12 protein-coding genes, 1 tRNA gene and 1 pseudogene are annotated in these 12331 nt (G+C 60.0%); 7 read left to right on the top strand and 7 right to left on the bottom strand.

The window, feature by feature from the left end; all coding sequences use genetic code 11:
• Positions 1-276: 276 nt before the first annotated feature.
• Positions 277-783, top strand: coding sequence for an HvfX family Cu-binding RiPP maturation protein (locus AC07XF_RS26170; RefSeq protein WP_495028809.1), 507 nt, complete (start codon positions 277-279; stop codon positions 781-783).
• Between the two features lie 67 nt (positions 784-850).
• On the opposite strand, the gene AC07XF_RS26165 is transcribed toward AC07XF_RS26170, so the two are convergent.
• Positions 851-1825, bottom strand: coding sequence for a nitrilase-related carbon-nitrogen hydrolase (locus tag AC07XF_RS26165; RefSeq protein WP_495028808.1), 975 nt, complete (start codon positions 1823-1825; stop codon positions 851-853).
• Between the two features lie 102 nt (positions 1826-1927).
• Positions 1928-2860 (bottom strand): GlxA family transcriptional regulator, encoded by a 933-nt coding sequence (locus AC07XF_RS26160; protein WP_495028807.1) that lies wholly within the window; start codon positions 2858-2860, stop codon positions 1928-1930.
• A gap of 188 nt (positions 2861-3048) precedes the next feature.
• Between AC07XF_RS26160 and AC07XF_RS26155 the strand changes: the two genes are divergently transcribed.
• The gene (locus AC07XF_RS26155; protein ID WP_495028806.1) at positions 3049-3711 is read left to right on the top strand and encodes a glutathione S-transferase family protein; all 663 of its coding nucleotides are present in this window, start codon (positions 3049-3051) and stop codon (positions 3709-3711) included.
• Positions 3712-3796: 85 nt separating this feature from the next.
• Here the strand turns inward: AC07XF_RS26155 and AC07XF_RS26150 are convergent, their stop codons facing one another.
• Together AC07XF_RS26150 and AC07XF_RS26145 are read right to left on the bottom strand one after the other, a co-directional pair.
• Positions 3797-4225: a TOBE domain-containing protein gene (locus tag AC07XF_RS26150; RefSeq protein ID WP_495028805.1), complete on the bottom strand. Its 429-nt coding sequence runs from the start codon at positions 4223-4225 to the stop codon at positions 3797-3799.
• 323 nt (positions 4226-4548) lie between these two features.
• Positions 4549-4623, bottom strand: a tRNA-Gln gene (locus AC07XF_RS26145).
• A 322-nt stretch (positions 4624-4945) separates the two neighbouring features.
• Between AC07XF_RS26145 and AC07XF_RS26140 the strand changes: the two genes are divergently transcribed.
• Positions 4946-5374: a hypothetical protein gene (locus AC07XF_RS26140; RefSeq protein WP_495028804.1), complete on the top strand. Its 429-nt coding sequence runs from the start codon at positions 4946-4948 to the stop codon at positions 5372-5374.
• A 114-nt stretch (positions 5375-5488) separates the two neighbouring features.
• Positions 5489-6064: a hypothetical protein gene (locus AC07XF_RS26135; protein ID WP_495028803.1), complete on the top strand. Its 576-nt coding sequence runs from the start codon at positions 5489-5491 to the stop codon at positions 6062-6064.
• A gap of 41 nt (positions 6065-6105) precedes the next feature.
• Here AC07XF_RS26135 and AC07XF_RS26130 read toward each other — a convergent pair whose 3' ends face one another.
• Positions 6106-8094, bottom strand: coding sequence for a peptidase U32 family protein (locus AC07XF_RS26130; protein WP_495028802.1), 1989 nt, complete (start codon positions 8092-8094; stop codon positions 6106-6108).
• A 226-nt stretch (positions 8095-8320) separates the two neighbouring features.
• The gene (locus tag AC07XF_RS26125) at positions 8321-8701 is read right to left on the bottom strand and encodes a RidA family protein (protein ID WP_007990543.1); all 381 of its coding nucleotides are present in this window, start codon (positions 8699-8701) and stop codon (positions 8321-8323) included.
• Between the two features lie 169 nt (positions 8702-8870).
• Between AC07XF_RS26125 and AC07XF_RS26120 the strand changes: the two are divergent.
• A pseudogene (locus AC07XF_RS26120) lies at positions 8871-9044 on the top strand (2-hydroxycarboxylate transporter family protein); the annotation flags it as partial.
• 53 nt (positions 9045-9097) lie between these two features.
• Here AC07XF_RS26120 and AC07XF_RS26115 read toward each other — a convergent pair.
• Positions 9098-9871 carry an AraC family transcriptional regulator gene (locus AC07XF_RS26115; RefSeq protein WP_495028801.1) on the bottom strand — a complete coding sequence of 258 codons (774 nt, stop codon included), beginning with the start codon at positions 9869-9871 and terminating at the stop codon, positions 9098-9100.
• A 134-nt stretch (positions 9872-10005) separates the two neighbouring features.
• Here AC07XF_RS26115 and AC07XF_RS26110 point away from each other — a divergent pair, with 134 nt between their 5' ends.
• Entirely contained in the window at positions 10006-11226 is a 1221-nt protein-coding gene (locus AC07XF_RS26110) for an MFS transporter (protein WP_495028800.1), read from the top strand.
• Positions 11227-11397: 171 nt separating this feature from the next.
• Positions 11398-12222, top strand: a complete 825-nt coding sequence (locus AC07XF_RS26105; RefSeq protein ID WP_495028799.1) for a response regulator transcription factor — start codon at positions 11398-11400, stop codon at positions 12220-12222.
• Positions 12223-12331 lie beyond the last annotated feature (109 nt).

Here is a 12331-nt window from a genome sequence, read left to right as displayed (position 1 = left end):
GTGTCAGCCAGACTGATGTTGCCTGACACGCCGCTTTCGCGAGCAAGCCCGCTCCCACCCTGGTTGTGCATTGGATGAAAAATCCCATGGTTACGTATCTCAATGTGTACAGCCCCGCCCCTGACACACCCCGCACTCAAAACCGCGCAACAACGACACACCGCAGATACACCCCATTGATGAAATACGCCTGTCGATTGGCCAAGCCGATCAAAGCGCACAACTCACGGGGCATGCCGTTGCCTCGCCTCCCTGACCTGAAAGAGATCATCGTCCATGAACACCTCCATTTCTTCGGCCGTCAAAGGCCTGAACCTGAACCTCGACCGTGCCGGCGACTGGGTTGCGCCTCTGGCGTTGCGAGTGTTCCTGGCCTGGGAATTCTTCGAGTCTGGCCTGGAAAAGTTCAACGGCCAGAACTGGTTCTTCGATATCCAGGACCGCTTTCCGTTTCCGTTCGACCATGTTTCAGCGACGCTGAATTGGGAACTGTCGATGTGGGCCGAACTGATCTTCGCCATGACCTTGCTGGTGGGCCTGGCCACGCGTTTTTCGGCGATGAGTCTGATGGTGGTGACCCTGGTCGCAACCGCCGCCGTCCATTGGCCTGCGGACTGGCACACCCTGAGTGAACTTGCCCGAGGCTATGCCATCAGTAACAAGGGTTACGGCAACTTCAAGCTGCCTTTGATCTACCTTGTGGCACTCACACCGCTGTTGCTGTCTGGCGCGGGCAAGCTCAGCATCGATGCACTGCTGGCTCGTTTCTTCTGGCGTCGCTGAAACGAAACCTGCTACGCGGACAAACAAAAGGGGACTTCGGTGAAGTCCCCTGTTTTTTTGCCTGAAACTAACGAATCACTTCCTCCAGCCCGCTCTCTTCGGCCAACTTCGGATGCGCACTGCGTTCATGCACATGGGTTTGAGGTGTGCGGTCGATCAGCAGGCTCAGCAATTCCGGGCGGCTGTAGTGACCGCGGGAATCCATCATGCGCTTACGCTTGTCGATCAGGCCCATGTCAAGGTCGGCGATCACCTCGCCCTCACCTTCCTGCAACGAACCCAGCACCGTGCCATCCGGGCTGATGATCGCGGTGTAGCAACCGCCGGAGATCGGACCGATGGCGCAACCGGTGTCGGCCATGATCTGCGCCTGTTGTTCGGGGTACAACCACGCTGTGGAATTGACCACAAAGCACGCTGCCTCCAGGGCATGCTGGCGAATGCTGACTTCCATTTGCGAGGCGAACAGCGGACCGGCAAACGACCCCGGATACATGGCCGCATGGATCTGTTCGCCATCGGCCATCAAGGCATAACGGGCCAGCGGGTTGAAATGCTCCCAGCAGGCCAGTTGCCCGATGCGCCCTACCGCGCTGTCGACAGCCCGCAGGCCGGAGCCGTCGCCCATGCCCCAGATCATGCGTTCGTGATAGGTCGGGGAAATCTTGCGGCGACGCTGGATCAGCGAGCCGTCGGCATCGAACAGCAACTGCGTGTTGTACAGCGTGCCGCCATCGCGCTCGTTGACGCCGATGGACACGACCATGCCGGCTTGCCTGGCCGCAGCGCCGATGGCATCGGTGGCGTCCGAAGGTACGGTAACAGCCTGGTCCAGTAGCTTGAGGTGTTCGGCGGCCATTTCGAACGGCGACTGCACGTAGGAAAAATACGGGTAGTACGGAACGACGGTTTCCGGGAACACGGCGAATTGCACGCCCTGCTCGCCGAGTTCGAGAATCTTCTGCACTACTTTCTCGACGGTGCCTTCTCGGCTGTAAAGAACAGGGCTGATTTGTACGGCAGCGGCTTTGACGAGGGTCATGGCGGTAATCTCATTGAGGGAATAGTTTCAACGAGATCAAGATTACGACAATCATATAAAGGCACAAATGTCGTATACACCACTTTTAAGGACATCAAAAAATCAACCCCGACTGGCACGCTGAATCACTTGCGGCGGCTGCCCGAACGCACGAATAAAAGCGCGGCGCATACGCTCCCGGTCACCAAAGCCAGTGTCTGTCGCCACCACATCGATGGAGTGCCGTCCGGTTTCCATCATCAATCGGGCCGACTCGACCCGCAGATTTTCGATGGCCTTGGCCGGAGACTGGCCGGTTTCGGCATGAAACACCCGGCTGAATTGCCGAGGGCTGAGATTGGCCGCGCTGGCCAGTTCCTCGACCGTCAGTGCGGACTTGAGATTCTGCTTGGCGTAGTTCAGCGCGGCTTGTATGCGATCGGTCTTGGGGGCCAGTTCCAGCATCACCGAAAACTGCGACTGTCCGCCGGAACGCCGGTGGTACAACACCAATTGCCGCGCGACCTTGCGCGCAACGTCGACGCCCAGATCGTTCTCCACCAGCGCCAAAGCCAGGTCCACGCAAGCGCTCATGCCCGCCGCCGTCCACAGGTGACCATCATTGATGAAGATCCGGTCTTCCTCGACCTTCACGTTCGGGTACGCCTTGCGAAAAGCCGGCACATGCGCCCAGTGGGTGGTTGCCCGCCGGCCATCGAGCAAACCGGCCTCCGCCAACGCAATCGCCCCCGTGCAAATCGAGCCCAGACGCCGGGTGCCGTGACTGGCGCGGCGCAAAAAATCCAGCATGCCCGGCGTGGTCGGACGGATCAGGTTGTCGCCCATGACCAGCAGCGTATCGAACGAGCGCTGGTCGAACGCTTCGGTCTGCACACCAAAACCGGCGGACGTCTGCACCAGGCCACCTGGCTCGGACAGTAATGCAATGCGGTACAACGGCTCATCCATAACACTGTTGGCCAACTCGAAGGCGGCACACATGGCCAGGCCCAGAACCTGAAAACCGGGGTAAACAATGAGTCCGATTCGGTGCATGGCGATATGACTCTAAACGTGGCATGCCTGATGTTCAGGCCGCAAGACCTGCACTCTAACCTGTACAGCTGGCGCCGGGCATCAGGGTGACGCCGACCGGCATCGCGAGCACCAGGACGGAGCGCCTCGCGCATTGGCGGATGGCGACCGATAATGAAAGGGTTTGCATCTCACCGAGGAATTGCAGGATGCCACTGACTCTTTATTTCCATCCGCTCTCGTCGTTCTGCCACAAAGCGCTGATCGCTCTCTATGAACTGGGAATCGAGTTTGAAAAAAGGATCATCGACCTGGGCAACGATGCCGACCGAGCCGAACTTCAAGCGCTGTGGCCGATCGGCAAGTTTCCGGTGCTTCGCGATCACACCCGCCAAAAGGATGTGCCGGAATCCAGTGTGATCATTGAATACCTGGACCGGTTTCATGCCAACCAGGCGCACCTGATTCCGGACGATTTGGAAACCGCCCTGGAAGTACGGCTGTGGGATCGTATTTTCGACCTGCACGTCCAGGTGCCCATGCAGAAGATCGTCGCTGACCGAATAAATGCCACCAACGGCGACCTGACCCGCGAACGCGCCGCGCTGAAGACGGCGTACGGCATGCTTGAACGTCAACTGGCGGCAAGCACCTGGGTGGCCAGCCCGGCGTTCAGCATGGCCGATTGCGCCGCCGCCCCGGCGCTGTTCTATGCCAGCACCCTCGTGCCGTTTCCCGACGCTCATCATCACTTGAGTGCTTATTTCGACAGGTTGGTCCAAAGGACCTCGGTCAAGCGCGTGATCGACGAGGCAAGGCCGTACTTTTCCTTGTACCCGTTTGCCGAGGCCATCCCGGAGCGGTTTCGGTAACGAAGATCGAAAGGCCAAAACGAAAAATCCCCGTGATCCATCGAAAAATGGATCACGGGGATCAGTGACGAATGCTTGTGTCTGATCAGACCGGAACGCCCAGGATGATGTGGGAAGCCTTGATCACCGCCGTGGCGCTGACGCCGGCGGCCAGCCCCAGTTCTGCCACGGCATCGCGGGTCACGATCGAATAGACCTTCGAACCGCCCGCCAACTCGATGACCACTTCTGCGTTGACCGCACCGTCGGTAACGCTCAGTACCTTGCCTTCCAGGCAGTTACGCGCCGACAGGCGAATGTCGCTCGACTCGGTCATCAACATCACCCAAGGCGCCTTGATCATTGCCACGGCTTCTTTGCCGACGGCGATACCGAGGTTCTTGATGCTTTCCATGGTGACGACGGCGACCAGTTGCTCGCCGCCTGCGAGGGTCAGAACCACTTCGGCGTTGACCGCGCCTTGCTGGACCTGGCTGACTTTGCCTTTGAATACGTTGCGTGCACTGACTTTCATGTGAGGCGTCCTTTTCTTGACTTTAAAGTTAGGAATTGGCGAGCATCATCAGTGTAAGCGCTGTGTAGAAACAACTACAGCGCTGCTCTGATTCAGTGACGGATGACCAGTTTGACCGTCCCGGAACCCTGCTCGCAAGGCTCCTGTGACGAGAGTCGATCAGATCAGAGAGCTGTCATAAATGTGCCGAAAGGACGCCCGCGAGCCAGACCTGGACGTTGATTGGCAAGGAAGTACGAGTGAACAGACAACGGATGCAAAAAAGCAAAACCCGACGAATAATAACGACTGATAGAGTGTTATCTGGTTACGCAGGAAGAAAATGGCAGGGGCGGCTGGATTCGAACCAACGCATGGCAGGATCAAAACCTGCTGCCTTACCGCTTGGCGACGCCCCTGTATCTGTTGCGATGAGTGCGTGGCACTCACTTACTTGAGTGGCAACAAGACCTGTTGCCTGCTTGCGTAACAGGCTCCCTGAGGGCCTGTGCAAGAGTGGGCGGCAATTTACCAACTTTTGCCTCGTCTGGGAAGCCCCAACAAAACAATTTGTTTTTTAAAACATACGCTTAGTGTTGAGCCGAATCTCGGCGAGTGGTCGACACACGTTCAGCCCGACCAGGTCTGCTACGCTTTTCCTAGCCCGAATGGAATCGGGAATTGTTTGCGCAACACCCTTCCCCTTGCCATCTGAGGGCGCCAAATGTGAAAGGCAAATTAATGGCTACCGCTACAACCCTATTGGTGGTCGGGGCCGCGATCTATGGGTTGAACGCCTGGGAAGACATCCAGAGCCAGCGACAGGAAGCGGTCTGCAAGGCCGCCCGGGAGCATCTCAATGGCCTGGAAACCCAGGCACGAGCCTTGGCCTCCGGATTGACGGTCGAAGCCTATGCCGAAGCCGAAAAAGCCGAGGCCGGCCAGCTGGTCATGGCGCTCGATACCGCCAAAAATGAAGCCGAGGTCGATGCCGTCATCGACAAGCACGCCGCTGCCATCGAAGCGCAGATAACAGCCGAGAACGCCGAGCTCCAGTCTCGAGGCGATCAACCCTTCCTCGGCCAGGAACTGAAAAAGCAACGCATCCCCACCGACGTCAAACAGGAATTCAAACGAGCTGAAAAAGCCGTCGCCGACACCTGTGGATAGTGTCGACCGCCAGCTCCAGATTTGTCGCCAGCGTCTAGACTTCAGCAAAAGCAGGTCGCAACCAGACTCCGCGTTTATAACAAAAATCTTGCAAAAAACGAGGGGGGCTCGACCTTGAAAATATCAACCCTCTGCGCCATGGCGTGCCTGTTGGTGTCGGTCGCGGTGTCTGCCAACGGCGTCATTCCTGTCCTCGAAATGGACTTCACACGGTCTGCAATGGAAACCCTGAAAGAAATCGGTATCGACGACGCGTGCATCATCGGCGCCGCGAGCCCCGCTGTGTTCACCTACTGCCGGGAAGGATCGACAACGCTCTGGAAGTACCAGGCACTGGACCTGGAGCAAATGGCGGCGATGCAAGGTGATGCAAAGCAGCCCTCGACGGTCTACCAGCCCATTTCTGTCCTGGAGTTCGAGAGCGCGGCCTGTGAAGACGAGATCCGCGTATCCACCGCTGCAAAACCGGCAACGATGCGTTGGCTGATCCTCGGCCTGGTGACCATTTCCTTGCTGATCGGCTTGCGTTACATCTACCGGAGCATCCTGCAGCGCCGCCACGAACCCCATGAGCAGGCGTCGAACGAATCCCTGCCGCCATTCCAGGCAACCGCACGCACAAAAACCCTGGCGGCGTTGGGTCTCGCGGCTGCCGTGGCATTCGTTTACTTCAACTACAAAGGGTATTGAACAACAGGTGAGCGCGCCGTTGCGGCGCACTCTCCGGCCACTCAGTGCGGCGCGCGCGGGATGGTCTTGAGCAGGTCTTCGGGGCTGATGTGCCCCACAACGCTGCCCGGTTGCGGCAGATCGAGGATGTGCCCCTTCATCTTGCCGATCACGTGCATCTCGCAAGGCTTGCAGTCGAACTTCAACGTCAGCACTTCATCGCCGTGGATCAACTGCATCGGCGCGACTTTGGTGCGCACGCCAGTCACGCCCTTGGCCTGTTTCGGGCACAGGTTGAAAGAGAAACGCAGACAGTGTTTGGTGATCATCACCGGCACTTCGCCGGTTTCCTCGTGAGCCTCGTAGGCCGCGTCGATCAGCTTGACACCATGGCGGTGATAGAAGTCGCGGGCCTTCTGGTTGTAGACGTTGGCCAGGAACGACAGGTGCGACTCCGGATACACCGGCGGCGGTGTGGTTTCGGCCTTGCGGCTGCCCCGTGGATGGGCGGCGATCCGCGCTTCGGTCAAGGCTTCAATCACTTCACGGCGCAAGGCCTTGAGTTGCGAGTTCGGGATGAAGTACGCCTGCGGCGCGTCCAGCTTGATGTCGATGGCGTGGTACTGAGTGGTACCCAACTGGCCGAGCAGATCCTGCAATTGCTCCAGCGCCTGTTCCGGCTTGTTGGCGGCGCCGAACGGACCAGCCAGAGTGACGCTGGCACTGATGCCTTCTTCGCTGGTAGCCGTCAATTCAAGCTGATCTGCACGCAGGCGAGCGACCCAGCGCAGGGCCACACGACGCTCGGCAGAGGTCTTTTGCAGCGCCTGTTGCCAGTTGTGATCGAGATTGCGATTCAGCGGATGGTTGGGGCGCAGCTTGTACATCCCCTCCGGCATTTCATTGGGCTCGACGCGATAGCGATAACGCTTCTCGCCGTCCTCCTCGAACTCGCCTTTCGGTTCAGCGATGTTCGCACGGAAACCCACCACTTCACGCTTGACCAGCACGTTGAGGCCGTCACCGTTGGACAGCGGCTCGTGAGTCACGACCTGCATGTCGCGCTTGGCGACTTTCTCGACCACACCCACCGGCAAACCGGTGAAAGTCGGCGAGTCGAAGGCGCCGATATCGATTTTGCGGTCAGAGACGAAGTAATCGGTGCTGCCACGGTGGAAAGTTTTTTCCGGGTCGGGCAGGAAGAAGTGCGCGGTACGGCCACTGGAGGCACGGGCCAGGTCCGGACGGTCTTCGAGCACGGCGTCGAGGCGCTGGCGATAGTAGGCGGTGATGTTTTTCACATAGCCCATGTCCTTGTAGCGGCCCTCGATCTTGAACGAACGCACGCCAGCCTCGACCAGGGCGCGGATGTTGGCGCTCTGGTTGTTGTCCTTCATCGACAGCAAGTGTTTTTCGTAAGCAATCACGCCACCCTTTTCGTCCTTGAGGGTGTACGGCAGACGGCAAGCCTGGGAGCAATCGCCACGGTTGGCGCTGCGCCCGGTTTGCGCGTGGGAAATGTTGCACTGGCCGGAAAACGCCACGCACAGCGCACCATGGATAAAGAACTCGATGGCCGCGTCGGTTTCGTCGGCGATGGCGCGGATCTCTTTGAGGTTCAGCTCGCGGGCCAGCACCAGTTGCGAGAAACCGGCCTGATCGAGGAACTTGGCCCGTTCCAGAGTGCGGATGTCAGTCTGGGTACTGGCGTGCAGTTCGATCGGCGGAATGTCCAGCTCCATCACCCCCAGATCCTGGACGATCAGCGCATCGACGCCGGCATCGTACAACTGGTGGATCAGCTTGCGGGCCGGCTCCAGTTCGTTGTCGTGCAGGATGGTATTGATGGTGGTGAACACCCGGGCGTGGTAGCGACGGGCGAATTCCACCAACTGGGCGATATCGCTCACTTCGTTGCAGGCGTTGTGGCGGGCGCCGAAGCTCGGGCCACCGATGTACACGGCATCGGCACCATGCAGGATGGCCTCGCGGGCGATGGTCACGTCGCGGGCGGGGCTGAGCAATTCCAGGTGATGTTTGGGCAAAGACATAATTTTTTTAGTCAGGCTTGTCACGGTCGAGGCGTGCATTGTAGCGGCGAAATGCCTGAGCGGCACCCGTGTGGTGCCCGATGGTGTTTCGAGTAGGCCTGACCTGCCACAACCCCTGTGGGAGCGGGCTTGCTCGCGAAAGCCGTGGGTCAGTCAACGCTTGTGCAAGCTGACACTCCGCCTTCGCGAGCAAGCCCGCTCCCACAGGGGGTTTGTGTTGCTGCGATCAGGCCTTGGCCGCCATCGCGGTCACTTCAACGCGCATGCCTTCTACCGCCAGGGACGCCACGCCAACGGCGGCGCGCACCGGCCACGGCTTGGCGAAGAATCGCTTGTAGACCTCGTTGAACGCGGCACGGTCGGCCATGTCGGTGAGGTAGATGGTCAAGTGCATCACGCGGTCCATGGAACTGCCGGCACGCTCCAGCGCGACCTTCAGCGCTTGCAGGGTACATTCGCTTTGCAGGGTGATGTCCCCCAATTCCAGACTGCCGTCGGCGCGGGTGGGGATCTGGGTGGAGACCAGCACACCGCCGAAACCGACGACGTCGGAGGAAATCGAATCGGCATCAGGATCGGGGGTAAAGGTCAGGTCGTGGTTTGCCATGGGAGCTCTCTTGCTTGAAAGGGTAAGGCAGGTGCCTTTTGCGCGGCCAGTTTACAGGGCCGTTGGCGGCGCGTCGCTAATCCACACCGGACGGCTGCTCGTGACCGGTGGCCTGGCGGTACTGGCGCGGGGTGAAACCGGTCGATGCCTTGAACTGCCGGGTGAACGCACCTCGGTCGGCACCGCCGCCATCCTGCGCCCGGTCTGCTATCGGGACTTCCCGGACGCCTTGCTGCCGGCCGCGCTCAAGCATACGCTGCTGCCGTTCACGCAGATCTCCACGCGCATTGGCGGTGCCTCGACGGTGGTTCTGGCAACAATACTGTTGCGACTTTTTGTTTGAAGCTGTGCCAATGACCGAAGGATGTTCTCTTCTGCAAGAGAACACCCTTTCCATCACTTGAAAAAATCACTCGGCGTCTTGCCGAATTGCTTCTTGAACATGGTCGTGAACGCGCTCGGGCTGTCGTACCCCAGCTCCCCGGCAATGTCGATGATCTTCTCCCCGACGGCGATTCGTTCCAGCGCCAGCAGCAGACGCGCTTGCTGGCGCCATTGGCCGAAGGTCATGCCGGTTTCCTTGCGGAACCGTCGCTGGATGGTTTTTGCGTCGAGGTTCAACCGGGCGCTCCAGTCCGACAACGTCGAGCCATCCCCGGGATCACGCTGCAATGCGCTACAGATCTGGTTGATACGTTGATCGGCAGGCTGCGGCAGGTTCAATGGCAAGGTTGGCAGGATCGTCAGTTCATCCAGAATCAGGCGCAGTACCCGGGCTTCCCGCGAGTCCGGATCGCAGCAAAAGTCGAAATCAACCGAAACCTTGATCAGCTCACTCAGCAATGCGGACACACTCACCGCCCGGGTTTCGGTGGGCAGATCCGGGCTCGCGCCGGGGTGCACAAAAACGCTGCGCATCTTGATCGGCCCGACACAGCGAATCGAGTGCACTTCCCCACTCGGCATCCAGATGCCACGGCTCGGCGGCACTGTCCATTGGCTGGTTGCGGCGTGCACCACCATCACGCCTTCGATGGCGTAGATCAGTTGATGCTTTTCATGGGAATGCGGCGCGATAAACCAGTTTTCCGGGTAGTCGGTCGCACTGCTGCGAACGCTCCAGCCGCCCTGGTCGATCTCCGCAAGAAATGTCTGCAATGGCTTGATCATGACGCCCTTTTTGCGATGGTCTATGCCCGAGTTGCGCGAGACGGGCGACTTTGTGGGCCATAGGATAACGCCGAACCCTGAAATGGGCTGCGCCTTGCGTTCGCAGTTCGCGTTATTTATCCGGAAGATCGCCCATGTCGACCACCACCCTCAGTTCACCGTCATCCACCGCCTCGGTGGCCAGCCAGGCCAGCCCCCTGGTCATGCGTGTCATCGGCGCTTGTGCGCTGGCACACCTGATCAACGACCTGATCCAGGCCGTGCTGCCGTCGATCTACCCGATGCTCAAGGCCAGTTATGGCTTGAGCTTCACTCAGGTCGGCCTGATCACCCTGACCTTCCAGCTAACCGCTTCATTGCTGCAGCCGTGGATCGGTTTCTACACCGACCGCCACCCCAAACCGTGGCTATTGCCGGCCGGCATGGTCTGCACCCTGATCGGTATCCTGATGCTGTCGATGGTTGGCAGCTTCCCGGCAATACTCGTGGCCTCGGCGCTGGTGGGGGTTGGCTCGTCGACCTTTCACCCGGAGACCTCACGGGTGGCGCGTCTGGCCTCGGGCGGTCGCTATGGCCTGGCGCAGTCGACCTTTCAGGTCGGTGGCAACGCCGGCAGCGCTTTCGGCCCATTGCTGGCGGCCGCGATCATCATTCCCTATGGCCAGGGCAACGTCGCCTGGTTCGGCCTGTTCGCGGTGTTCGCCATCCTCGTGCAATACGGCCTGAGTCGCTGGTATCGCAATCACCTGAACCTGTTCAAGCTCAAGCAAGGCAGCAAGGCCACCCACGGCCTGTCGAAACGGCGGGTGACATTCGCCCTGGTGGTGCTGGCGTTGCTGGTGTTCTCCAAATACTTCTACATGGCCAGTTTCACCAGTTACTTCACCTTCTACCTGATCGAGAAATTCGACCTGTCGGTGGCCAGTTCGCAGCTGTACCTGTTCCTGTTTCTTGGCGCCGTCGCCGCGGGCACGTTCTTTGGTGGCCCGATCGGCGACCGGATTGGCCGCAAGCAGGTGATCTGGTTCTCGATCCTCGGCGCCGCCCCCTTCACCCTCGCCCTGCCCTACGTCGACCTGTTCTGGACAGGCGTGCTGAGCATGATCATCGGCTTCATTCTCGCCTCGGCGTTCTCGGCCATCGTGGTCTTCGCCCAGGAACTGGTGCCCGGCAACGTCGGCATGATCGCCGGGGTGTTCTTCGGCCTGATGTTCGGTTTCGGCGGGATCGGTGCGGCGCTGCTCGGGCATCTGGCGGATATCCATGGCATCGAGTACGTGTACACGCTGTGTTCGTACCTGCCGTTGCTGGGGATTCTGACGATCCTGTTGCCTTCGACCCGGAGTGCTCGCTGAAGGATTCAGCCGATCACTTTTGCTACCAACCTTGTAGCACTCGGTAACACCCGGCCCTGTTGCGGTGCGTCTTTTCCACGTCGCGCCGCCACCCGCCCCGCTCCACACGGGCAAAGCCGCCGTGGCGTACTTTGTGCATCCAAAAGCAATCCTCTTCTGCCTGTAGCCACCATGCGCCCCAAGGAACTGAAACTCTGGACCACCGGAGTCGCCCACCTGCTCGACCTGCCTGCCGGGCATGCGCGGTTGTCGGGGTTGAGCCACTGGATCAGGCAAATCTGCCCGGTCGATCATTTCGTGTTGTTCATCTACGAAGGCAATCACCGACCACTGGCGTTGTTCGATACGTTCTCGGCGGACAAGCGTGCGGTGTATGTCGACGACTATCAGTGCGGGCCTTACCTGCTCGATCCGTTCTATCTGGCCTGCACCCGCGGCCAGGCACCGGGGCTGTGGCGTCTGCGCCAGTTCGCCCCCGACCACTTCTACCTCGGCGAGTACTTCCTGACCTATTACCAGCAGACGGGGCTGGCAGAAGAAGTGGCGTTTTTCGTCGACCTCGGTGGCGGCGCCATGGCGGTGTTGTCACTGATGCGTTCCAGCGCCAGTTGCGCCTTCAGCCGGGACGAAATGCAGCTCGTCGAGTGCGCGCAAGCGGTGGTCGAGCAGGTCATCAACGAAGCCTGGCGTTTGCGCCAGGCCCAGCAACCACGACCGGCACAGGACCTGGACTTCAAGATCCGCGAAGCCTTCGACCACTTCGGCGCGCATATCCTCACCGGACGCGAGCAGGAAATCGTTCAACTGTTGCTGCGTGGCCACTCCAGCGCCTCAGTGGCCGAACAACTGAACATCAGCCCCGGCACGGTGAAGATCCACCGCAAGAACATCTACGCCAAGCTGGGTATTGGTAGCCAGTCGGAGTTGCTGGGGTTGTTTATTCGGGAGTTGACGGAGGATCCGTTGCAGGCCCCCGGCCTCAAGCTGCAAGCCTGATGCCTGTCGGCTAGCACAACACCCTGTGGGAGCGGGGGGGGGGGGGGGGGGGGGGGGGGGGGGGGGGGGGGGGGGGGGGGGGGGGGAGGGGCTGGGGGGGGGGGGGGTG

Source organism: Pseudomonas sp. GW821-FHT01C01 (assembly GCF_059422645.1).
The sequence above is the reverse complement of the archived record's forward strand: the minus strand, read 5'-3'. Positions and strand labels throughout refer to the sequence as shown.

Coding starts and splice junctions, on each gene's coding strand:
- AC07XF_RS26170 (WP_495028809.1), top strand. CDS start 277: ATGAACACCTCCATTTCTTCGGCCGTCAAAGGCCTGAACCTGAACCTC.
- AC07XF_RS26165 (WP_495028808.1), bottom strand. CDS start 1,825: ATGACCCTCGTCAAAGCCGCTGCCGTACAAATCAGCCCTGTTCTTTAC.
- AC07XF_RS26160 (WP_495028807.1), bottom strand. CDS start 2,860: ATGCACCGAATCGGACTCATTGTTTACCCCGGTTTTCAGGTTCTGGGC.
- AC07XF_RS26155 (WP_495028806.1), top strand. CDS start 3,049: ATGCCACTGACTCTTTATTTCCATCCGCTCTCGTCGTTCTGCCACAAA.
- AC07XF_RS26150 (WP_495028805.1), bottom strand. CDS start 4,225: ATGAAAGTCAGTGCACGCAACGTATTCAAAGGCAAAGTCAGCCAGGTC.
- AC07XF_RS26140 (WP_495028804.1), top strand. CDS start 4,946: ATGGCTACCGCTACAACCCTATTGGTGGTCGGGGCCGCGATCTATGGG.
- AC07XF_RS26130 (WP_495028802.1), bottom strand. CDS start 8,094: ATGTCTTTGCCCAAACATCACCTGGAATTGCTCAGCCCCGCCCGCGAC.
- AC07XF_RS26125 (WP_007990543.1), bottom strand. CDS start 8,701: ATGGCAAACCACGACCTGACCTTTACCCCCGATCCTGATGCCGATTCG.
- AC07XF_RS26115 (WP_495028801.1), bottom strand. CDS start 9,871: ATGATCAAGCCATTGCAGACATTTCTTGCGGAGATCGACCAGGGCGGC.
- AC07XF_RS26110 (WP_495028800.1), top strand. CDS start 10,006: ATGTCGACCACCACCCTCAGTTCACCGTCATCCACCGCCTCGGTGGCC.
- AC07XF_RS26105 (WP_495028799.1), top strand. CDS start 11,398: ATGCGCCCCAAGGAACTGAAACTCTGGACCACCGGAGTCGCCCACCTG.